This is a genomic window from Streptomyces sp. NBC_00464, from assembly GCF_036013915.1.
GTDB lineage: Bacteria > Actinomycetota > Actinomycetes > Streptomycetales > Streptomycetaceae > Streptomyces.
The window spans coordinates 3,637,242-3,659,840 of record NZ_CP107899.1; the positions used below are offsets into that span (position 1 = coordinate 3,637,242).

17 protein-coding genes and 1 tRNA gene are annotated in these 22,599 nt (G+C 69.6%); 9 read left to right on the top strand and 9 right to left on the bottom strand.

Features of this window, described 5'->3' with window-relative positions:
• Nucleotide 1: 1 nt before the first annotated feature.
• The 4 genes from efeB (at nt 2) to OG912_RS16255 (ending at nt 5,111) form a co-directional block, all read left to right on the top strand.
• On the top strand, nt 2-1,345 hold the full coding sequence (gene efeB, locus OG912_RS16240) for an iron uptake transporter deferrochelatase/peroxidase subunit (RefSeq protein WP_443060984.1): 1,344 nt from the start codon (nt 2-4) through the stop codon (nt 1,343-1,345).
• Between the two features lie 27 nt (nt 1,346-1,372).
• Nucleotides 1,373-2,308, top strand: coding sequence for a prephenate dehydratase (gene pheA, locus OG912_RS16245; RefSeq protein WP_326737474.1), 936 nt, complete (start codon nt 1,373-1,375; stop codon nt 2,306-2,308).
• Between the two features lie 719 nt (nt 2,309-3,027).
• Complete coding sequence (gene serS / locus OG912_RS16250) at nt 3,028-4,317, top strand: serine--tRNA ligase (RefSeq protein WP_326737473.1); 1,290 nt, start codon at nt 3,028-3,030, stop codon at nt 4,315-4,317.
• Nucleotides 4,314-5,111: an HAD family hydrolase gene (locus OG912_RS16255; RefSeq protein WP_327709955.1), complete on the top strand. Its 798-nt coding sequence runs from the start codon at nt 4,314-4,316 to the stop codon at nt 5,109-5,111. The genes serS and OG912_RS16255 overlap by 4 nt, the downstream gene beginning before the upstream one ends.
• Nucleotides 5,112-5,140: 29 nt before the next feature.
• Here OG912_RS16255 and OG912_RS16260 read toward each other — a convergent pair.
• The 6 genes from OG912_RS16260 to OG912_RS16285 form a co-directional block, all read right to left on the bottom strand.
• Nucleotides 5,141-5,228, bottom strand: a tRNA-Ser gene (locus tag OG912_RS16260).
• Nucleotides 5,229-5,541: 313 nt separating this feature from the next.
• Nucleotides 5,542-6,237 (bottom strand): hypothetical protein, encoded by a 696-nt coding sequence (locus tag OG912_RS16265; RefSeq protein ID WP_327709956.1) that lies wholly within the window; start codon nt 6,235-6,237, stop codon nt 5,542-5,544.
• Between the two features lie 329 nt (nt 6,238-6,566).
• Entirely contained in the window at nt 6,567-7,286 is a 720-nt protein-coding gene (locus OG912_RS16270) for an ABC transporter permease (RefSeq protein WP_326737470.1), read from the bottom strand.
• Between the two features lie 28 nt (nt 7,287-7,314).
• Nucleotides 7,315-8,226: an ABC transporter ATP-binding protein gene (locus OG912_RS16275; protein WP_326737469.1), complete on the bottom strand. Its 912-nt coding sequence runs from the start codon at nt 8,224-8,226 to the stop codon at nt 7,315-7,317.
• Nucleotides 8,223-9,131 (bottom strand): ABC transporter permease, encoded by a 909-nt coding sequence (locus OG912_RS16280; protein ID WP_326737468.1) that lies wholly within the window; start codon nt 9,129-9,131, stop codon nt 8,223-8,225. The genes OG912_RS16275 and OG912_RS16280 overlap by 4 nt, the downstream gene beginning before the upstream one ends.
• Nucleotides 9,121-10,125, bottom strand: a complete 1,005-nt coding sequence (locus OG912_RS16285) for an ABC transporter ATP-binding protein (protein ID WP_327713453.1) — start codon at nt 10,123-10,125, stop codon at nt 9,121-9,123. Before OG912_RS16285 ends, OG912_RS16280 begins: the two co-directional genes overlap by 11 nt.
• 330 nt (nt 10,126-10,455) lie before the next feature.
• On the opposite strand from OG912_RS16285, the gene OG912_RS16290 reads away from it, so the two are divergent.
• The 4 genes from OG912_RS16290 to OG912_RS16305 all read left to right on the top strand — a co-directional run bounded on the left by OG912_RS16290 (nt 10,456) and on the right by OG912_RS16305 (nt 14,744).
• Nucleotides 10,456-11,307, top strand: a complete 852-nt coding sequence (locus OG912_RS16290) for a M24 family metallopeptidase (RefSeq protein WP_327709957.1) — start codon at nt 10,456-10,458, stop codon at nt 11,305-11,307.
• Nucleotides 11,304-13,085, top strand: coding sequence for an SDR family oxidoreductase (locus OG912_RS16295; RefSeq protein WP_327709958.1), 1,782 nt, complete (start codon nt 11,304-11,306; stop codon nt 13,083-13,085). Before OG912_RS16290 ends, OG912_RS16295 begins: the two co-directional genes overlap by 4 nt.
• The gene (locus OG912_RS16300) at nt 13,082-14,053 is read left to right on the top strand and encodes a MerR family transcriptional regulator (protein WP_327709959.1); all 972 of its coding nucleotides are present in this window, start codon (nt 13,082-13,084) and stop codon (nt 14,051-14,053) included. Before OG912_RS16295 ends, OG912_RS16300 begins: the two co-directional genes overlap by 4 nt.
• A 148-nt stretch (nt 14,054-14,201) precedes the next feature.
• Nucleotides 14,202-14,744, top strand: coding sequence for an RNA 2'-phosphotransferase (locus OG912_RS16305; RefSeq protein ID WP_327709960.1), 543 nt, complete (start codon nt 14,202-14,204; stop codon nt 14,742-14,744).
• Nucleotides 14,745-14,873: 129 nt separating this feature from the next.
• On the opposite strand, the gene OG912_RS16310 is transcribed toward OG912_RS16305, so the two are convergent.
• Nucleotides 14,874-15,836, bottom strand: a complete 963-nt coding sequence (locus tag OG912_RS16310) for an LLM class flavin-dependent oxidoreductase (RefSeq protein WP_327709961.1) — start codon at nt 15,834-15,836, stop codon at nt 14,874-14,876.
• Nucleotides 15,837-16,123: 287 nt separating this feature from the next.
• Here OG912_RS16310 and OG912_RS16315 point away from each other — a divergent pair, with 287 nt between their 5' ends.
• A complete protein-coding gene (locus tag OG912_RS16315) occupies nt 16,124-16,990 on the top strand; it encodes an HAD hydrolase family protein (RefSeq protein WP_326737462.1) in 867 nt (288 codons plus the stop codon).
• Nucleotides 16,991-17,037: 47 nt separating this feature from the next.
• Here the strand turns inward: OG912_RS16315 and OG912_RS16320 are convergent, their stop codons facing one another.
• Nucleotides 17,038-18,735, bottom strand: coding sequence for a sensor histidine kinase (locus tag OG912_RS16320; RefSeq protein WP_327709962.1), 1,698 nt, complete (start codon nt 18,733-18,735; stop codon nt 17,038-17,040).
• Nucleotides 18,736-18,924: 189 nt separating this feature from the next.
• Nucleotides 18,925-22,557 carry a thiol reductant ABC exporter subunit CydD gene (cydD, locus tag OG912_RS16325; RefSeq protein WP_327709963.1) on the bottom strand — a complete coding sequence of 1,211 codons (3,633 nt, stop codon included), beginning with the start codon at nt 22,555-22,557 and terminating at the stop codon, nt 18,925-18,927.
• Nucleotides 22,558-22,599: the final 42 nt, after the last annotated feature.

Consider the following 22,599-nt stretch of genomic DNA (forward strand, 5'->3'; position numbering starts at 1 on the left):
CGTGAGCGAGAAGAAGACGAACAGTGCAGCCACGTCGAGCCGTACTGGCGGCAGGAAAAAGCGCACCGGTGACGCCGTCCCACCGGTGACCGGCGCGATCTCCCGGCGGCGGCTGATCGGCACCGCGGGAGCGGCCGGTGCCACCGGTCTCGTCCTCGGGGCGGCCGGCGGCGCCACCGGCTATGCCGCGACCAGGGACGAGGCGCCGGCCGCCCTGACCTCGGTCGGCTCCACCGAGGTGATGTTTCACGGGAAACATCAACCGGGGATCACCACTCCGCTTCAGGCCCGCGGCCACCTCATCGCCTTCGACCTGTCCCCCGGGGCCGGACGCAAGGAGGCGGCAGCCCTGATGCGCCGCTGGTCGGCCACGGCCGAGCGGCTGATGGCCGGTGAACCCGTCACCGGCGGCTCGGCGGACGGCACCGGGCACGACACCGGCATCGCGCTGGACGCCGGACCGTCCTCGCTGACCGTCACCTTCGGCTTCGGCGCCACCTTCTTCGAACGAACGGGCCTGACGGGGCACCGCCCGCCCGGACTCGACCCGCTGCCGCCGTTCTCGGCCGATCACCTCGACACCGGCAGGTCCAACGGTGACCTCTGGGTACAGATCGGCGCCGACGACGCGCTCGTCGCCTTCCACGCGTTGCGGGCCGTACAGAAGGAGGCCGCCTCGACGGCCACCGTGCGCTGGCAGATGGACGGCTTCAACCGCACGCCCGGCGCCACCGCGAAGCCGATGACCGCTCGCAACCTCATGGGCCAGATCGACGGCACCGGCAACCCGAAGCCTGCCGACACCGACTTCGACCAGCGTGTCTTCGTTGCGGCGGGCGCCGAGGACACCGCTTACGACTGGCTGGTGGGCGGCTCCTACGCGGTCGTCCGGCGGATCAGGATGCTGCTCGACGACTGGGAGAAGCTCCCGGTGGAGCGTCAGGAACGGGTCATCGGCCGGCGCAAGGCGGACGGCGCCCCGCTCAGCGGCGGCACCGAGACCACCGAGATGGACCTCGACAAGGCGGGCCCCGACGGGAAGCTGCTGATCCCCGACAACGCCCACGCCCGGATCTCCTCCCCCGAGCGCAACAGCGGCGCGGCCATGCTGCGGCGCCCGTTCTCGTACCACGACGGCATCTCATCGGACGGCACCCCGGACGCCGGTCTGCTGTTCATCTGCTGGCAGGCCGATCCACTGCGCGGCTTCGTACCTGTACAGCGCAAACTCGACCGGGGCGATGCCCTGTCCCCGTTCCTCCGTCACGAGGCGAGCGGACTGTTCGCGGTGCCGGGCGGTGCGGCGGACGGGGAGTACGTGGGTCAGCGGCTCCTGGAGTCCTGAGCCGACCCGGCGCATTAGGGTGACGGTATGTCCGCCACGCGCTACGCCTATCTCGGCCCTGAGGGCACCTTCACCGAGGTCGCCCTCCGTACGCTCCCGGAAGCCGCCACCCGCGAACTCGTCCCGATGGTCTCCGTACCGGCGGCGCTGGACGCGGTGCGCAACGGCACGGCCGCCGCGGCGCTCGTACCGATCGAGAACTCCGTCGAGGGCGGCATCACCACCACGCTCGACCAGCTGACCAGCGGCGAACCGCTGATGATCTACCGCGAAGTGCTCCTCTCCATCACCTTCGCACTGCTCGTGCGTCCCGGCACCAAGCTGTCCGACGTCAAGACGGTCACCGCGCACCCTGCCGCGCAGCCGCAGGTACGCAACTGGATGGCGGCCCATCTCCCCCAGGCCGTATGGGAATCGGCGGCATCCAACGCGGACGGGGCACGACTCGTGCAGGAGGGGCGGTACGACGCCGCCTTCGCCGGTGAGTTCGCTGCGGCAACCTATGGGCTCGAACCGCTGGTGACCGAGATCCACGACGCGGAGAACGCCCAGACCCGCTTCGTGCTGGTGGGCCGCCCGGCCCGGCCGGCAGCGCCGACCGGTGCGGACAAGACCTCCGTGGTCATCTGGCTGGGGGACGACCACCCCGGCGCGCTGCTCGAACTGCTCCAGGAGTTCGCGGTACGTGGAGTGAACCTGATGCTGATCCAGTCCCGGCCGACGGGCGCGGGAATCGGCAACTACTGCTTCGCGGTGGACGCCGAAGGCCATATCTCCGACCGCCGGGTCGGCGAGGCTCTGATGGGACTGAAGCGGATCTGCCCGAAGGTGCGGTTCCTCGGCTCCTATCCGCGGGCCGGTGTGACCCCGGCGGATGTACGGCCCCTGCGTGCGGGCACGTCGGATGCGGCGTTCACCGAGGCCTCCGACTGGCTGGCCCGGAATCAGGACGGCCGGGCCTGAGCGCCTGAGGACTTAAGGACCTGAGCAACGGAACGAATTCGACTCTTCCGCCCATATCGGATGATTCGGGTGATTCTGATGCATCGCGGGCTCCGGACGCCTCGACGACTTCGAACAGTTCACCCCGAGGTCTGGCGCCCTCGCCCGTCGGTCGATCGCTGCCCATATGTCCGGTGCGATCAGCCGATTACCTCGGGTGGAAAAGTTATCCACAGGGGCCCGCCTCGACCTGGGGACAAGTCGACACCGCAATGCGACATGGTCGACAAATCTGCCCACCTCGCCTAGATCGGTCCACAGGTCGGCGGGTCGCCCCTTGTCAGCTCAATTCCATTGATCAACTCTTTAGGACGAGGAATTCCCACCCGAACGAGCGCGCGAAGGGGGTTTAAGTCGTGAATCCACGAGCCGGCATGCGGCTTTCGGAATGATCTCCTCCATGTCCACAGACCTTCCTCACAGCCTGTGGATAACTTCGGCCGACCATCCACCCCTGTGGACAAGCGGCACCCAACTCCCCTTTCGAGCAAGGCTGATACGTCAAACCGCGTGGCCCTTCTGCCCCATTTAGGGGAATAGGGCCTCTTTCCTGACGCAACCACCTTCACACCTGTCACGGATTCCACCCCCAGCATTACCAATACCGGCAATTCGGGCAAAGTGACACGCTTGGCAATATCGGTTCGAACTACCGAAGCCGACACCGGTAGCCTGGAGGGGTGATTGACCTTCGCCTGCTTCGTGAGGACCCCGACCGTGTTCGCGCCTCCCAGCGCGCCCGTGGAGAGGACGTCGCCCTCGTCGACGCCCTTCTCTCCGCCGATGAACGGCGCAGGTCGTCCGGGGTCCGGTTCGACGAACTCCGTTCCGAGCAGAAGTCGCTCGGCAAGCTCATCCCCAAGGCCTCCCCGCAGGAGCGCGCCGAACTCCTGAAGAAGGCCGAGCAGCTCAAGGCCGACGTCAAGGCGGCCGACGCGACGCAGAACGAGGCCGACGAGGAGACCAGGAGCCTGCTGCTGCAGCTCGGCAACATCGTCCACACGGACGTGCCGGTCGGCGGCGAGGAGGACTTCGTCGTCCTGGAGACGCACGGCACCATCCGCGACTTCGGCGCCGAGGGCTTCGAGCCCAAGGACCACCTGGAGCTCGGCGAGGCGCTCGGCGCCATCGACATGGAGCGCGGCGCCAAGGTGTCCGGTTCCCGCTTCTACTACCTGACGGGCGTCGGCGCGCTGCTGGAGCTCGCCCTCGTCAACGCCGCGATCGCCCAGGCCACCGAGGCCGGCTTCATCCCGATGCTCACCCCCGCGCTGGTCCGCCCGCGCGCCATGGAGGGCACCGGCTTCCTCGGCCAGGCCGCGGAGAACGTGTACCACCTGGAGAAGGACGACTTCTACCTGGTCGGCACCTCCGAGGTACCGCTCGCCGCGTACCACATGGACGAGATCATCGACGCGGACAAGCTGCCCCTGCGCTACGCGGGCTTCTCGCCCTGCTTCCGCCGTGAGGCGGGTACGTACGGCAAGGACACCCGCGGCATCTTCCGGGTCCACCAGTTCGACAAGGTCGAGATGTTCTCGTATGTCGACCCGGCGGACGCCGAGGCCGAGCACCAGCGTCTCCTGGACTGGGAGAAGCAGTGGCTCACCGCACTCGGACTGCCCTTCCAGGTGATCGACGTCGCCACCGGCGACCTCGGCTCCTCGGCCTCCAGGAAGTTCGACTGCGAGGCGTGGATCCCGACCCAGGGCAAGTACCGCGAGCTGACCTCCGCGTCCAACTGCGACGGCTTCCAGGCGCGCCGGCTGTCCGTCCGGATGCGCGACACCCGCGACGGCAAGAAGGTGCTCCAGCCGTTGTCCACGCTGAACGGCACGCTCTGCGCCGTTCCGCGCACGATCGTGGCAATCCTGGAGAACCACCAGCTGCCCGACGGTTCGGTACGGGTGCCCGAGGTACTCCGTCCGTACCTGGGCGGGCGTGAGGTTCTGGAGCCGGTCGCCAAGTGACTTTCCCCTACAAGCTCGTCGCGACCGACCTCGACGGCACGCTGCTGCGTGACGACGACACGGTCTCCGAGCGCACGCGCGAGGCACTGGCCGCGGTGACCGCGGCCGGTGCGGCGCACATCATCGTCACCGGCCGCGCCGTCCCGTGGACCCGGCACATCCTGGACGACCTGGGCTACGAGGGCCTCGCGGTCTGCGGCCAGGGCGCGCAGGTCTACCACGCGGGCGAGCACAAGCTGCTGACCTCGCTGACGCTGGACCGGCAGCTGGCCGGGCTCGCGCTCTCCAAGGTCGAGGCCGAGGTCGGTCCGCTGGCGCTGGCCGCGAGCCGCGACGGGCTCGACGGCGAAGTACTGGTCGGCCCCGGCTACCGCGTACAGGAGGGCCCCCTTCCGGCCGTCCTCGTTGAGGACCCGGCCGAGATGTGGTCCGCTCCGCTGAACAAGGTCTACATACAGCATCCCGAACTGGACGACGACGCACTGGCGAAGGCCGCGCGCGCGGCGGTCGGCAATCTGGTCGACGTGGTCATGGCAGGCCCGGGGGTAGTGGAGATCCTGCCGCTGGGACTCAGCAAGGCCACCGGCCTCTCGCTGGCCGCGCGCCGGCTGGGCGTGAAGGCGGCGGACACGATCGCCTTCGGTGACATGCCGAACGACATCCCGATGTTCGCATGGGCGCAGCACGGCGTCGCCATGGCCAACGCGCACGAGGACCTGAAGGCCGTCGCGCAGGAGATCACCGCGTCGAACGAGGACGACGGGATCGCCGTGGTGCTGGAGCAGTTGCTCTAACGGTCCGGGGCAGGTGCGGGTGCCTGAGGCGGAGGATGCGCGGATCGAACGCGCGCGGGTTTTTCGGCCCCGACGACGGCTTAGCAAGCCGCTGCCTTACCACTCGGCCAATCCTCCGGGAGGCGGCCGCGCGCGCGATGCGCGGTGACGGCCGCCGGGCGTGCTGCTCGGAGCGGCGCGGCGGAGCAGTCTCTGACTACTCCGATGCCGGCTCGGGCAGGCCCTGCTGGGAGCTCGACGGACTCGGACTCTCGGTCATCGCCGCGCTCCTCTCCCGGTCCGGGGGCTCGTTCCCGGCGTGTGCCGTAGCCCTTGCTGTTCCGTGCCGCTTGCTGTTCCGTGCTGCTTGCTGTTCCGTGCCGTCTACTGTGCCGTGTCCCCGAGGGCCAGTGCCACTCATTTACGGGTGGCACCGGCCCTCGGGCCTTCCTCAGCGGCTCCGGTTGCGGCGGCTCAGGTCCTTCAGGCCGCGTGCCAGCTCGTCCATGCGCCCGTCGAGCCGGACGATGTCCTCGGACACCCCGCCCAGCCGCACACTCATGGCGCCGACCACCTGATGGGTGACCTCCAGCCGCCGGTCGAGGACGTCGAGCCGATGTGACATCCGGTTGAGGACCGGCCCGAGCTCCTGCAGAGCGGTGCCGACTCCGGCGAGGCAGCTTTCAACCCGGGTGACGCGGTGTTCGAGCGAGACGTACCCGGCGCGCAAGTCCTGCTCGGCGTCGAGGAGATACGTACGGACGCATCGGGCGATGTCACTGTCGCGAAGAAGCATGGCGACGTTGAGGACGGTCCTGCGCGTGTAGAGAGTGAGCTGGGCGTGCGCCTGTGGATAACTTTCGCCCTGCCCGCCATCCAATAGGGACATCATGTCCCTATTAAAGACTCGCAGGTCAGAGCCTCGAAGAAGCCGAAGCCCGTTCTCCTCCATCTCTGCCCTATGGCGCTGGGTCACCTTCTTGACGACCTCTGTGGATACTTCGAAGTAGCGGGCCACGTCCTCGGTGCGAACGTGAACTCCATCCGGGAGCATGACAAGGCTCTTCACCTTGTCCAGGACGTCGACGCGCCCCATCTGTTCGACGCGCAGTGTGCGTGATTCGAGCAGGGCGACTTCCGTGGGCATGAGCATGCCTTCCGTTCAGGGAATCCGATGCCGAACAGTCCGGTCCGGTGCCAGGCAGTCCGGTGCCGGACGGACAGCCCTCTCCCCGGGCTTCAGGGGTGGAGGACGCTCACGGTTGCCACTCACTCAAGGACCGACCGGTGGGTGATCCCCCACCGCATCGGCTATCCGAATTTCACGAAAGCTACGACGCCACAGATTCCAGTTGCCTCCACGCAGCTTGGACAACGAACCGATAACCGTACAGTTACGCGTAGGACTGTCCGACATGCGACAACCCCCGTCCATCGGACGGGGGTTGTCGCACGGTGCGGCGGGAGGCCGCGTCGTCACTCCTCGCCGGCGAGCTTCAGGGTTCGGAGCTTCTGACCCGCGTACCAGGTCGCCACCACGGTGACCGCGGCCAGCAGGACCGTCGCAACCGGCAGACCGACGTCGGAGGTGATCGCGCCGCCCCCGCCGACCTTCTCCGCCACCGCGAGGGACCACTGCTGCACGCTGAGTGTGCGTGCACCCGGCACCAGACTGCCGAACAGGGCCTCCCAGACCAGTGCGTAGACGAGTCCGAGGACCACCGCGTGCCGGCTGATCGTGCCCAGCAGCAGGAACAGCGCGCTGTAGGCGATCGAGGCGACCAGTGCGGCGATCGTGTACGCCACGGCGATCTGCTGACCGTTGCCGTTGAGGATGAGACCGGCGATCAGGGTCGGCACCGCCGAGAAGACCATCGTCACCGCGATCGCCACGATCAGCTTGGTGAAGATGATCGTCGGCCGGGTCACCGGCTTGGACAGCAGATAGACGATCGAGCCGTCGTCGATCTCCGGCCCGATGGCGCCGGTCCCGGCGATCACGCCGATCAGCGGCACCATGGTGGCGATGGCGAATCCGCCCAGCACGTCCGAGGCCACCTGGTCGTCGGCCCCCGCGAACATCCGTACCGCCACCGCGATGACGATCAGAAGCGCGGGCAGGACGAACAGGATGGCGGCCCGGCGTCGGCCGAGCAGGGCCCGGTAGGTGAGCCGGGCGACTGTGGGGTCGTACATGACGTCACAGCTCCTTTCAGGCCACTACTCAGGCCGCTACGAGATAGGAAAAGACCGATTCGAGGGACTCGTCGGACGGCGAAACGGTCAGAAGGCGAATGCCCTGATCACGCGCCACCTTCGGCAGCAGCGTGGTGAAGCGCCCGAAATCGACGGCCTGGATACGCAGGGCGTTCTCACCGAGGTCGACCTCGATCCCGGCCGTCGACGGGTCGGCGATGAGCGCGGCGGCGAGGGCGCGGTCGTCGCTGGACCGTACGAGATAGCGGTGCGGGCGGTCCGTCATCAGACGGCGGATCTTCCGGAAGTCACCGGATGCCGCGTGCCTTCCCGCCACGATCACCTCGATGTGCGAGGCGAGTTGCTCGACCTCTTCGAGGATGTGGGAGGAGAAGAGAACCGTGCGGCCCTCAGCCCCCATCCGTCGCAGCAGTTCCATCAGCTGCATCCGCTGTCGCGGGTCCATCCCGTTGAACGGCTCGTCGAGCAGCAGCACGGACGGGTCGTGGACCAGCGCGGACGCCATCTTCACTCGCTGGCGCATGCCCTTGCTGTACGTGGAGATCTTGCGGTCCTGCGCGTACTCCATCTGGACCGTGGCCAGCGCGGCGGCCGCCTCGGCGTCGCCGAGACCGTGCAGTTCGGAGTTGGCCACGACGAACTCGCGACCGGTCAGGAAGTCGTACATCCCCTCGCGCTCCGGCACGATGCCGATCTGCCGGTAGACGGCCTCGTTGCGCCAGATCGCCTTGCCGTCGAGCGTGACCGTGCCCGTCGACGGGGCGAGGAATCCGGCCATCATGTTGATCAGCGTGGACTTGCCGGCGCCGTTGGGCCCGAGCAGACCGGTGACTCCCGGGCCCACAGTCATGCTCACGTCGTTGACGGCGACCACATTGCCGAACCAGCGGGACGTGTGGTCGATCTCGATGGTGGTCACAGCCCGACCCTCCGGTAGCGGCGCATCAGTACGGCGTACGAGCCGGCGACGAGCGCGAGAACAACGATCAGATAGACCACACCGGCACCGGCCCCCGGTCCTTCCCCTCCGGGGAAGGCGGAGGTCGCCCCGAGGAACGCGGTCTGCACGCCGTCGATGAGCGTGATCGGGGAGAAGAGCCCCAGCCACGGCACGGCCCCGGTGGACCCCGTGGACCAGGCGATGCCCTGGATCGTGCTGACCGCGCCGTACGTGATGGTCAGCACGGCGATCACCGCGGCAACACCGAAGCCGCGCCGGGGCGTGAGGGCGGCCATCACGAGCCCGAGACCGGCGAAGAGCACGGACAGCAGCGCCACCGACACCATTCCCTGGGCGAACCATTTGGTCTGGTCGGCGAAGTCGAACTTCCCCAGCAGCGCGCCCACGTACAGGATCACGAGCGGTGCGCCGGTAAGGATGAAAAGAGCGGAGACCATGGCCGCGAACTTGGCGAGAACGTAGTCGGACCGCTCGATCGGCCGGGAGAAGTACAGCGGAACGCTCTTGAACCGAAGGTCCCTGGAGACCGACTGCGGTGCCTGCGCGGCGATGAACAGCCCGATGACGGCCTGAAGGTAGATCGCGAACGAGGTGTACTTGATCGGCAGCTTCGTCGAGTTCGGCGTGGCGATGGCGACCGCCACGAGGATCGCCGCGACCAGGCACATCACGCCGAACAGCAGCATGGGAAGCACCTTGGACTTGGCCGAGCGGCCGAGTCCGAAGGAGCCGCGCAGGGACTGCGAATAGAGCGAGCGGCGTGCGTAGGCGCGGCCGAGGCGCGGGCCGTCGTAGGCGCGGTAGCCGATGTTGTGGATCCGGGAGGTCTCGCTCCCGGTCGCGGCGCCGGTCTCAGTGCTCATCGCGACCGCTCCCCTTCTGCTGTACGGCCCCGGCGGCCACGGACGCGGTCCGCGCCTCGGAGTGCGCTGCCGGTGCCTCTTCGGTACGGAAGACCTCGGCGATGTGGTGGCGGCGCTGTTCCATCCGGACGAGGCCGAGGCCGAGCCCGGCGACGCTGTCGCGGACGAGGTCGTACGTCTCCTCGCCGGTCGCCTCGATCAGCAGGATGTGGCCCGCGCCCGGCAGCCCCTCCGCGTCCAGCCCGTCGAGTCCCACCAGCTTGATCCCGGCACCGGTGAGGGCCTGCCGCAGGGCGTCGGTCCCGTCGGGGTGGGTGTCGCTGTCGGTGACCTCCACCGCGAGGGTCGTGGTGGTCTGGGTGAAGTCGCTGGTGGAGCTCGAGCGCAGGAGCGTTCCGCCGTCGATGACGACGACGTGGTCGCAGGTGCGTTCCAGCTCACCCAGGAGGTGCGAGGTGACGAGGACCGAGATGCCGAAGTCCGTGTGGATACGCCGGATCAGGCCGAGCATCTCGTCACGTCCGACCGGGTCCAGTCCGTTGGTCGGCTCGTCGAGGAGGACCAGCTGCGGGTCGTGGACCAGCGCCTGGGCCAGCTTCACCCGCTGTTTCATGCCGGTCGAGTAGCCGCCGATGGGCCGGTAGCGCTCCTCGTACAGGCCGACGTGCCGCAGCGTGTCCGCGGTGCGTTCCCGGGCCGCCGTCGGCGGGAGTCCGGACATCCGCGCCATGTGGACGACGAACTCTGTGGCCGAGACGTCGGGCGGCAGGCAGTCGTGCTCCGGCATGTAGCCGACCCGTTCCCGGATGGCGGCGCCGCTGGTCGCGACGTCGAGCCCGAGCACTGCGGCCCGGCCCTCGGTCGCGGGGGACAGACCCAACAGGATCTTGATCAACGTGGACTTGCCGGCTCCGTTGGCGCCCACCAGCCCGGTCACACCGGGGCCGATGTCCAACGAGAGCCGGTCAAGCGCGGTCACCCGGGGGAACCGCATGCTCAGGCTTTCGGTCGCAATCACAGTCACGTCATCGACGGTAGTGGCGCGGGCCACACCGGTCGTCAGACCTGGCGGCTGGATTCGCGTCAGACTCCAGATGTACGGACCCGTAGGGGGACCCCACGGAGGAGGACCGCGGGGGACCGGGCGCGCCGGACGGGGCGGAACCGAAGCGCCGGACCGGGCGGAACCGGTGCGTCCGACGGGGCGGAACCTGGGGTTGTCCACAGGTGACGCACGCCCCTTGACGTAGCCGCCGGACATTGTCACATTCATCAGTGTCACGTTACGGGCACGTACCGCACACGGCAGGGAACGGACGGTGGCATGGTCTCGCGCGTCAAGGACGAACGGGCCCCGGATCTGCAGGGGTTCAGAGAAGTGCAACGACTCGCGTACGCCTGCGCGGAGGCAGTCGCCGCCCGCCTGAAGCCGGGGGTGACGGAGCGCGAGGCGGCCAGGATGCAGCGTGAGTGGCTGCGCGAGCGCGGGGTGCGCGACTGGTTCCACCTCCCGTTCGCCTGGTTCGGTGACCGCACGGCGTTCACCGGCTTCAAGGTGCCGTTGCAGTTCTTCCCGACCAACCGCCGCCTGGAGCCCGGGATGCCGTTCATCCTCGACATGGCCCCGGTGTACAAGGGATTCACCGCCGACATCGGCTACTCCGGCTGCCTCGGGCTCAACCCCCTGCATGACCGGCTGCTCGCCGACCTCGAAGTTCACCGCGAGCTGATCCTGCGCGAGGTCCGCGAGCGGCGTCCATTGCGCGAGATCTACGAGGACGTCGAGCGCCTGATGATTCAGCAGGGCTACGCCAACCGCCACCGCGCCTACCCGTTCGGGGTCATCGCCCACAAGGTCGACCGGGTCGCCGAACGGCATTGGTCACCCACGGTGTTCGGGTTCGGCACGCAGTCACTCAAAGGGATCCTGAGTGACGCGGTGCACGGGCACCGGGAGGGCTGGTCGCCGCTCTGGAGTCCGTACCGCTTCTCCGACCATCCCCCGCAGCCGGGTCTGTGGGCGGTCGAGCCGCACCTCGGATTCCGGGGCACGGGGGCGAAGTTCGAGGAGATCCTGGTCGTCACCGACTCCCGGGATCCCGAACAGAGTGCCTTCTGGCTGGACGACGATCTGCCGCATGTGCGGCGCTGGGCCGAGGAAAGGGTGACGGCGTGAGTCTGCAGAACCTGCCGGGGGCGCGCGAGCGCCGGGTGTCCACGGGCGGTATCGACCTGTGCGTGGTCGAGCTGGGCGATGCGACACAGCCCACGATCGTGCTGGTGCACGGCTATCCGGACAGCAAGGAGGTCTGGACGCAGGTCGCCCGGCAGCTCGCCGAGCAGTGGCACGTCGTGCTGTACGACGTACGCGGTCACGGCAGGTCGACCGCGCCGGTGCCGCTGCGCGGCGGCTTCACGCTGGAGAAGCTGACCGACGACTTCCTGGCCGTCGTCGACGCGGTGAGCCCGGACCGGCCGGTGCACGTGGTCGGGCACGACTGGGGTTCGGTGCAGGCCTGGGAGTTTGCCACGGTCAGCCGCACCGAAGGCCGGATCGCCTCCTTCACCTCGATGTCCGGCCCGTCGCTGGACCACTTCGGGCACTGGATCAAGCGCCGGATGTCCCGGCCCACTCCGCGCCGGGTCGGCCAGCTGCTGGGCCAGGGCGCCAAGTCCTGGTACGTGTACATGCTGCATACGCCGGTGCTTCCGGAGCTCGCCTGGCGCGGCCCGCTCGGCAAGCAGTGGCCGCGCATCCTGGAGCGGCTGGAGAAGGTGCCACCGGGCGACTATCCGACGCCCTCACTGCCCAACGACGCCGCGCACGGGGCCTGGCTCTACCGCGACAACGTCCGCTCCCGGCTCCGCAGGCCGCGCGCCGACGCGTTCGCCCATGTACCGGTCCAGCTGATCACCCCGACCGGTGACATATTCCTCTCGGAACAGCTCTATGACGAACTCGACGCATGGGTGCCGCAGTTGACCCGCCGCTCGCTGCCCGCCAAGCACTGGGTGCCGCGCACCAGGCCGGACCAGCTGGCCTCCTGGATCGGCGAGTTCGCCGCCGCCAACGAGGAGGCTGCGCAAGGTGGTGTCCCGGTGAGGGACACCTCGCCCACGGGGGCGCACGCGGACCGGTTCGGCGGGCAGCTCGTCCTGGTGACGGGCGCGGCCGGCGGGATCGGGCGGGCAACGGCCTTCGCGTTCGCCGAGGCCGGCGCCCGTGTGGTGGCCGTGGACCGGGACGCGGAGGGGGCGAGCCGGACGGCGGAGCTGGCCCGGCTGATCGGCGCTCCGGCAGCCTGGGCCGAGACCGTCGATGTCAGTGACGAGCAGGCCATGGAGAAGCTGGCCGAGAAGGTGGCCGCCGAGTACGGCATCGTCGACGTACTGGTCAACAACGCCGGTATCGGGCTCTCCGGTTCGTTCCTGGAGACGACCGCCGAGGAGTGGAAGAACGTCCTCGACGTGAATCTGTGGGGCGTCATCCACGGCTGCCGGCTCTTCGGCAAGCAGATGGCCGACCGCGGACAGGGCGGCCACATCGTCAACACGGCTTCCGCGGCCGCGTATCAGCCCTCCCGTGCGCTGCCCGCGTACAGCACGTCGAAGGCCGCCGTACTGATGCTCAGTGAATGCCTGCGCGCCGAGCTCGCCGAGAAGTCGATCGGTGTCAGCGCCATCTGCCCCGGCATCGTCAACACGAACATCACCGCGACCACGCGCTTCGCCGGGGCGGACGCGGCGGAGGAGAAGCGGCTACGGAGGCGGACGAGCAAGTTGTACGGGATGCGCAACTACCCGCCGGAGAAGGTCGCCGACGCGATCCTCAGGGCGGTCGTGCGCAACGAGGCCGTCGTCCCGGTGACGCCGGAGTCCCATGCCGCCCGGTTCGTGTCCCGGCTCAGTCCGGGAGTGCTGCGCGGGATCGCCCGGCTGAAGCCGCCGCTGTGAGCACCACCGGGCCGTCGGCGGCCGGCCGGACAGCTGCTGAGTACCGGATCGAGGACCTTGCGCACGCCAGCGGTGCCACGGTCCGCACCATCCGCGCCTACCAGGACCGCGGGCTGCTGCCGACCCCGGAGCGGCGAGGCCGGGCCAACGTGTACCGGGACACCCATCTGGCCCGGCTCCGGCAGATCGCCGACCTGCTGGACCGCGGTTACACCCTGGCCAGCATCAAGGAGTTGCTGGAGGCCTGGGACACAGGGCGCGGACTCGGCGGTGTACTCGGGCTCGTGGCCGAGGTGCACGGGCCATGGACGGACGAGCGGGCCGACCGCATCACCCGCGCGGAACTGGAAGTGAAGTTCGGCGGACGCCCCGACGACGAAGCGGTCTCCGAAGCGGTGGAACTGGGAGTACTCGAACCAGTCCCGGGCCGTGACGACGAGTTCCTGGTTCCCAGTCCGCAAGAGCTGGCGGTAGCCGTTGAGTTGTATTCCGCGGGCGTACCACTGAGCGCAATCTCCGCTCATCTGCGGGAACTTCGGGGTCAGGTCGAGCAGATAGCCTCCCGGTTCCTGGAGTTCACGACGGAGCATGTCTTCGCCCGATATCTCGGCCACCGCCCCCCGACCGACGCCGACGCGGCCGAGGCGGCCTCGATGGTCCGCCGACTACGGCCGCTGGCTCAGCAGACGGTGGACGCCGAACTGGCTCGGGCCATGCGGACGTTCGCCACCCGGCACTTGGAGCACCACCTCGCCGCCGAGGGGCCCTTCACTGCTCATTCAGCTCCGCCCCCGCCGACATCCGTGGCGCTTCCGGCCGCGACGATCAGCGCTGTGGAGCGCCTGGTTGGACGGGAGAACGCCGCATCCTTCATCACAGCTGCTGCCGAACGAGAGGTGCAATCAAGGACATTGGATGCACTTACCTCATTCCGCAACAATGCACCCACAGTTGACCAAATAACCTAATTCACAGGCCACTTGTCCACAGGAACGCCAAATCGCCTGTGGATAACCCGAGTTGGCTGTGGATCAAACCTGTGGGCAAAAATTGCTGAGGAAAATCAGGACCCAAATCCGGATGCGGCGGAGACGACGTCACGGGCAGGCTGTCGGGATGGATGAAAGACGCACCGTCAAGGTGTCCAAGTACCTTTCAAAACACCTCCGGCATCAGCCCGAACGGATCGGTCTCACGCTGGACGCCAACGGCTGGGTGGCGATCGACGACCTGTTGCGGGCCGTTGCCCGCAACCACTTCCCGCTCACCCGCGCCGAGCTCGACCATGTCGTCGCGTCCAACGACAAACAGCGTTTCGCCATCGAGGGCGCCCGCATCCGGGCGAGCCAGGGGCACACCGTCGACGTGGACCTGGACCTGCCTCCCGCCGACCCGCCCGCGTACCTCTACCACGGCACGGTCGGCCGGTCCCTGGACGCGATCCGCAGTGAGGGGCTGCGTCCGATGAACCGCACACACGTCCATCTCTCGCCCGACCGCGAAACGGCGACCCGCGTCGGCGCCCGGCGCGGCCGCCCCGTCGTCCTGTCCGTGGACGCGGGCGCCATGCACCGGGCGGGACACGTCTTCTACGTCAGCGCCAACGGGGTCTGGCTCACCGCCGCCGTACCCCCGGAGTTCCTGCGCCTGCCGGGCTGACACGGCCGTCGCACCGGCGCCCACCGCACTCGTTGCGGGCGCGCTGCCTTCGCGGCTGCATTCGCTCGGCCTTCGCGCTGTCTTCGCGGCTTTCTTCGCTCGGCTTTCGCGCTGCGCTGGCGCCGGTCGCTAGCCCGCGAGCTGGGCGAGGCCCTGCGTCGCGATCTGCTCGAAGAGTTTCTCGTCCGCCACCGCGGCGGAGAACTCGGGGCTGCCCCCGGGTACCGGTGCGTGGATCACGATCTCGGTGAATCCGAGCTCCGCATGCCTGCCCGCGAAGTCCACGAACGCGTCCACGGATTCGAACGGCCCGCCCCTGCCCCCGGTGAGATCCGGGTTGAACTCCGGCGTGAAACCGGTGAGCAGAATCTTGTCGAGCTCATCCGCATCCCTGCCGCTCTCGGCACAGGCCTTGCCCAGCTTGGCGACCTGACCACGGATGGCTTCGAGCGATTCCGCCGCACTGCCTGCCTCGTACTGCTTCGGATCTCCCGTGGTCACCCATGCCTGCCCGTACCGCGCGGCAAGCCTGAGCCCGCGCGGACCCGTGGCGGCCACGGCGAACGGCAGCCGCGGAAGCTGTGCGCAGCCCGGAAGGTTGCGCGCCTCGGTGGCCACGTAGAAGTCGCCCTCGGACGTCAGCCCGGCAGGCTCACGGAGCAGACCGTCCAGCAGCGGAACGAACTCGCCGAACCGGTCCGCCCGTTCGCGCGGGGTCCACGGCTGCTCGTCCCCCCGCAGGAGCGTCGTCGCATCGAAACCGTTGCCGCCGGCCCCGATGCCCAGCGTGATGCGGCCGCCCGAGATGTCGTCGAGCGAGATGAGTTCTTTGGCCAGGGTGACCGGGTGCCGGAAGTTCGGCGACGTCACGAGCGTCCCCAGCCGCAGACGCGAGGTGACGCAGGCGGCCGCGGTCAGAGTGGGGAGGGCGCCGAACCACGGCCCGTCCCGGAAGGCACGCCAGGCCAGATGGTCATACGTGTACGCGGCGTGCAGGCCCAGCTCCTCGGCGCGCTGCCACTGCGAGCGCCCGCCCTCGTGCCAGCGGCGGACGGGCAGGATGACGGTGCTGAGGCGCAGGGTGGGGCTCATGGCTCAGAGTTTACGGCGGGCGGGCCCGCCCCACCTTTTCGGCTCGAACGCCTGACTGGGTGCCGAGTTCCACGAATGCGACTGCGGTACGGAAGCCGCCCGGCCGCGCCGCCGGACACCGGCAGACATCTTCGGGCAGCTCAGATAACTCCAGACACTTCGGACGAGCGCGGCACGCGAGAATCCGTCGGCATATGCCATAGGAATGTTCCCCTGCTCAGGGGCGTACGTACTCAAATGTGCGCCCCTACGCACGCCCGTGCACCCTCGTGCGAGAGAATGGACCGGTGACCTCAGCTACCGAACAGCCCGCTCCTGCCGCTCCCCGGCTGATCGCCACCGACCTGGACGGCACCCTCCTGCGCGACGACAAGACCGTCTCGGACCGCACGGTCGCGGCGCTGGCCGCTGCCGAGGAGGCCGGGATCGAGGTCTTCTTCGTCACCGGCCGCCCCGCCCGCTGGATGGACGTCGTCAGCGACCATGTGCACGGCCACGGCCTGGCGATCTGCGCCAACGGCGCGGCCGTCGCCGACCTGCATGCGGGGGGCAGGCTGCTGAAGGTGCGGGCCCTGGAACGGCAGACGGCTCTCGATGTCGTGCACACGCTGCGTGCTGCCGCCCCCGGCACTTCGTTCGCCGTCGAGCTGGCCACCGGTATTCACTACGAACCGGCCTACCCGCCCTTCCACCTGGATCCGGGTGCCACGGTGGCCGTCGCCGAGAAGCTGCTCCAGGAGGAGACGCCGGGCAGTGGCGCCCCCGTGCTGAAGCTTCTGGCCCACCACGGCGAACTGGCCCCGGACGACTTCCTCGCCCTGGCGCTCAGGGTGGCCGGCGACCGCGCATCCTTCACCCGGTCCAGCCCCACGGCGCTCCTGGAGGTCAGCGGACCCGGTGTCTCCAAGGCCAGCACGCTGGAGCTGTGCTGTGCCGAGCGCGGCATCACCTCCGCCGAGGTCGTCGCCTTCGGCGACATGCCGAACGACGTGGAGATGCTGAGCTGGGCGGGCACGTCGTACGCGATGGGCAACGCCCATCCGGCCGCTCTGGCGGCGGCCTCCGGCCGTACGGTCACCAACAACGAGGACGGCGTCGCTGTCGTCATCGAGCGGATCATCGCCGAACGCGCCCGGCCCCGCGCGGAGCGCTGAGAGCAGTCGCTGAACGGGCCGGCCCCTTCAGCGACTGCCCCGACGGGTCAGAGCGGCGCCTGCCACACCACCGTCGTACCGGCGCCGTCCTCCCCGATGCCGGGCCCGAACCAACTGGCCCCACCGAGTGATTCCGCCCGCCGGGCCAGGTTCCGCAGCCCGCTGCGCCGGCCGCCCGCCGGGATGCCCACCCCGTCGTCGGCGACCGAGAGCCGCACCGCGTCCCGTCCGTCGGGCAGCGTGGCGGTCGCGTCGACGACCACATCGATCCGTGCCGCACCGGCGTGACGGAAGGAGTTGGACAACGCCTCCCGCAGCGCCGCGATCAGGTTCTTCCCGGTCAGCTCACCGACCAGGGAGTCGACCGGACCGAGAAAGCGGTGGGACGGTTTGAAGCCCAGCGGGACCGCCGCCATGTTGATCTCGCGCAGAACCCGGGTGCGCAGCCCGGAGGGTGCTTCGGCCGGCTCCTGCTGCAGCGCGAAGATCGCGGTACGGATCTCCTGAATCGTCACGTCCAGTTCGTCGACCGCCCTGCCCACCCCGGTCTGCACCTCCGGCACGTCCGACCGGCGCTGCGCGCTCTCCAGCATCATCCCGGTGGCAAACAGCCGCTGGATGACCAGATCGTGCAGGTCGCGGGCGATACGGTCGCGGTCCTCGTAGACCGCGAGCCGCTCCCGATCGCGCTGCGCCTCGGCCATCATGAGCGCCAGTGCGGCCTGCGAGGCGAACTGGGTGGCGAGGGTCCGCTCGGTCTCCGTGAACGGCCGGCCGCCTCTGGCGCGCGGTGTGGCGAGCGCTCCGAGCACCCTGCCCCCGCTGTGCAGCGGGAGCATCATGCTCGGGCCGAACCGGTCCGCCAGCCTCGTGATCATGCGGGAGTCGGTGGCCGAGTCGTCGATGAAGACCGCCTCACCGCTCAACAGTCTGGCCACCACGGGACTGTGTGCCGGAATGATCACTCCGAGCGAGGCGGACGGATCGTCCGCGGAGACGGCGACGATCTCCAGTCCCCCGTCCTCGGCGGGCAGCAGCACGATGCCGGCCGCGGATCCGGCGAGATGGCGGGCCTGTTCGGCAACAACGGAGAGCGCGTCGTCGGCGTCCCCGCCGGACAGCAGGGCAGTGGTCACTGCCACCGAACCGTCGATCCACCGCTCGCGCTGCCTGGCCGCCTCGTACAAGCGCGCGTTGCCGATGGCGATGCCGGCCTCGGTGGCCAGCACGCGGACCATGTGCAGGTCGTAGTCGTTGAACTCGCCGCCGTCGGTCTTTTCGGCCAGATACAGATTGCCGAAGATCTCGCCCTGGACCCGGATCGGAACGCCGAGGAACGTGCGCATCGGTGGATGGCCCGGAGGGAGGCCCGCGAATCTCGGGTCGGACGTCAGGTCGGCAAGCCGCAGGGGGCGCGGGTCGTGGATGAGGGCGCCGAGCAGCCCGCGGTGCCCGTCCGGCCGACGCCCGATCCGGCGCGCCACAGCCTCGGAGATTCCGTATGTGACGAAGTCGGAAAGCCCCTTGCCCTCCTCGTCCACGACACCGATGGCCGCATAGCGGGAGTGCGCCAACTCGGCAGCCGTCTCACAGATCCGGTCGAGCGTGGAGTGGAGTTCGAGCCCCGTGCCCACCGACCGCATGGCTTCCAGCAGGCGCGGTACGCGGGCGGTGAGTTCCGTGGACAGGCCCTGCAGGCTGCGGGTCGCCTCCGTCGCGGCGTCGAGCGAGTCCGTCGGGCCCATCGGGCCTGCCGGGTCAAGCGGGCCTGCCGGATCGAGCGGATCCCTTGAGCCCGACGGTTTCACCGGTTGATCCGAGTGATTCGGGTCCTTCGAATGCTGCGGGTGGTTCGGGTCCTGCTCTGACATACCCAGAGCGTAGTTAGTCCCTTTTGCCATGGAAAGTCGAGAGCTGGAGGCGGGCCGGATGTCTCACGCATGTGCGCCCGCCGACTCGACGGAAGCGAGTGTGGTCTCCCGTTCACGCTCAAGCATCAGGCGCAGCGGCCCGTCCACCGCTGCGAGGGCGTCGTACGGGCCGCGCTGCACGACGGCACCCGCCTCCAGAACGACAACCTCGTCGACGGCTTCCAGGCCTTCGAGACGGTGTGTGATCAGTACCGTCGTACGCCCCTGGGTGGCCGCCAGCAGGTCCACGGTCAAGGCATCGGCCGTCGGCAGGTCGAGATGCTCGGCCGGCTCGTCCAGGACCAGCACGGGGAAGTCCGCGAGCAGTGCCCGTGCCAGGGCGAGCCGCTGGCGCTGACCGCCGGAAAGGCGGGCGCCGTGCTCACCGACGAGGGTGTCCAGGCCGTCCGGCAGTGCCTCCGCCCAGTCGAGCAGCCGGGCCCGTCCGAGGGCGTCGCGCAGTTCCGCGTCTGTCGCGCCGGTACGGGCCAGCCGCAGATTCTCCCGGATGGAACTGTCGAAGATGTGGGCGTCCTGGGCGCAGAGGCCGACGAACCGCCGCACCGTATCCCCGTCCAGCGCGGAGGCTTCCACCCCACCGATCCGGTACGTCCCCGTCCGTGTGTCCAGGAACCTGAGCAGGACCTGGGCCAGCGTGGTCTTCCCCGAACCGGACGTTCCCACGACCGCGATCCGCCGGCCTGCCTCCAGTGTGAGGTCGATGGAGTCCAACGCATCGCGTCCGGCCCCTGCGTAGCGGGCGGACAGCCCCCTCAGTTCCAGGGGGAAGGGCGACGCGGGAGCCTCGGCCGGGGCGGCGGGTTCCTGCACCGGAACCGGGGCGTCCAGCACCTCGAACACCCGCTCCGCGCTCCGCTTGACGCGCTGCCGGTACTGCACGGCGACCGGCAGGCCGGTCACGGCTTCGAAGGCGGCCAGCGGGGTGAGGACGACCACGGCGAGTGCCACACCGGCCAGTCGGCCATCGGCCACTGCGGGAAGGGCGACGAGAGCGGCCGCGACCACGGTGAGGCCTGCGATCAGAGCGCTGAGACCGCCGCCGAGCGCGGTGGCGGCCGCTGCCCGGGCGGCGATCCGGGTCAGCGCGCCATCGGCCTCCCGGGTCCGGTCCACGCGCCCCGGGAGCGCACCCGCGACGGTCAGCTCGGCCGTTCCGCCGAGCAGGTCGGTGACCCGGGTGGCCAGATCGGCCCGTGCGGGCGCCAGGCGGCGCTCCGCGTGCCGGGCGCAGGCTCCGCTGACGAGCGGGACCCCGATCCCCGCCAGCAACAGTCCGGCGGCCAGTACGAGGCCCGCCTCCGGCAGCAGCCAGCCGGTGAAGCCGGCGGCTCCCGCCCCTACGACGACCGCGGTCCCCGCGGGCAGCAGCCACCGCAGCCAGTAGTCCTGAAGGGCGTCCACATCGGCGACGAGCCGTGAGAGCAGGTCTCCCCGCCGGGTCCGGCGCAGGCCCGCGGGCGCGATGCGCTCCAGGCTTCGGTAGACCGCGACACGGAGCTCGGCGAGCATGCGGAGCACGGCATCGTGCGAGACGAGGCGCTCGGCGTAGCGGAAGACCGCCCGCCCGATCCCGAAGGCGCGGGTCGCCGTCACCGCCACCATCAGATAGAGAACCGGAGGCTGTTCGGAGGCGCGGGAGATCAGCCAGCCGGAAACGGCCATGAGGCCGACGGCCGAGCCCGTCGCCAGGCTCCCCAGCAACAGCGCCAGCAGCAGCCTGCCGCGCTGCGCGCCGGCGGCCTCCCTCACCCGGGCGAGCACATGTCCGGTCCAGGCTGCGGTGTCCCGCAGCACCTTGGGTTCCCGTGCCGTCTCGGGCGCCACGGCGGCTGCCTGCGCCCCCACCGGCTCGGCCACCACAACGGACGCGCCACCGGACACCGCCCGGGGCACCACAACGGACGCGCCACCGGACACCGCACCAGGCACCGCAGCGAATGCCTCGGCCGCCAACGCCACGGGCACCGCGGCAGACGTCTCGTCCAACGCCCGCTCGGCCCCTCCGGCAGGAGCCAGCGTCACCACCCGGTCGGCCACCGCCAGAAGCGCCGGCCGGTGGACGACCAGCAGGACGGTCCGGCCCATCGCCAGCCGTCGTACCGCCTCGACGATGCCCGCCTCCGTCTCCCCGTCCAGGCTCGCGGTCGGCTCGTCGAGCAGCAGCACCGGCCGGTCCGCAAGGAACGCCCGGGCGAGCGCGAGCCGCTGGCGCTGTCCGGCGGAAAGCCCCGCGCCGTCCTCGCCGAGAAGCGTGTCGGCGCCATCCGGCAACGCGGCCACGAACTCGTACGCCCCGGCATCGCGCAGCGCAGCCGTCACCGCGCTGTCGTCCGCCCCGGGGCGGGCCAGCCGGACGTTCTCCGCGATCGAACCCGCGAAGAGGTGTGGCCGCTGCGGCACCCAGGCGATCCGCTCGCGCCAGCGCTCGGGGGAGAGGGAAGCCAGATCGGTCCCGCCGACCCGCACCCGGCCCTCGTCGGGTTCCACGAACCCCAGCACCACGTTCAGCAGGGTGGACTTGCCGACGCCGCTCGGACCGACCAGCGCGACGGTCTCCCCCTCGTCCACCACCAGCGAGGCCCCGGCGAGCGAGGGTTCGGTGCGCCCGGCGTGCCGAACGGTCACTCCTTCCAGCTCCAGCCGCAGCGAACCGGGAACGTCCTGCGTACCGCCCGTGCGCGGCTGGGTCTCCAGGACGGCGAAGATCTCCTCCGCGGCCGACAGTCCCTCGGCGGCGGCGTGGTACTGAGCGCCTACCTGCCGGATCGGCAGGTAGGCCTCGGGCGCGAGGATCAGCACCACCAGTCCGGTGTAGAGGTCGAGCTCACCGTGCACAAGGCGCATGCCGATCGTGACGGCGACGAGCGCCACCGACAGCGTCGCCAGGAGCTCCAGGGCGAAGGAGGAGAGAAAGGCGATCCGCAGAGTGCGCAGGGTCGCCTGCCGGTACTGCGAGGTGATGGTGCGGATGGACTCGGCCTGGGCCTTGGCCCGGCCGAAGACCTTCAGCGTCGGCAGTCCCGCGACCACGTCGAGGAAGTGTCCCGAGAGCCGGGAGAGCAGGCGCCACTGCCGGTCCATCCGCGACTGGGTGGCCCAGCCGATCAGAATCATGAACAGCGGGATGAGCGGCAGCGTGACGACGATGATCGCGGCCGATACCCAGTCCTCGGTGACGACTCTGGCCAGCACGGCCACCGGAACCACGACCGCGAGTCCGAGCTGTGGAAGGTAGCGCGCGAAGTAGTCGTCGAGCGCGTCGATCCCCCGCGTGGCGAGAGCCACCAGCGAACCGGTGCGCTGCCCGCTCAGCCAGTCCGGGCCCAGCTCTGCCGCCCGGGCGAGAAGACGCCCGCGCAGTTCGGACTTGACGGCCGCACCGGCCCGGTAGGCGGCCAGTTCGGTGAGCCAGGAGACCAGGGCCCGGCCGAGTGCGACGGCAACGAGCAGGAGGAGAGGCGTGCGGAGGCCCTCACCGGTGAGTCCGTCCTCGAAGCCGCCCACGACCACCTCGGCGACAAGCATCGCCTGGGCGATGACCAGCGCCGCTCCGGCCAGTCCGAGTGCCACCACTGCCACCAGGAACTGGCGGGTGGCACGGGCGTGGCGGAGCAGACGCGGATCGATCGGTTTCACGTGAAACACCCCATGGCGCTCGGCTCGGTCAAGGCACTCACT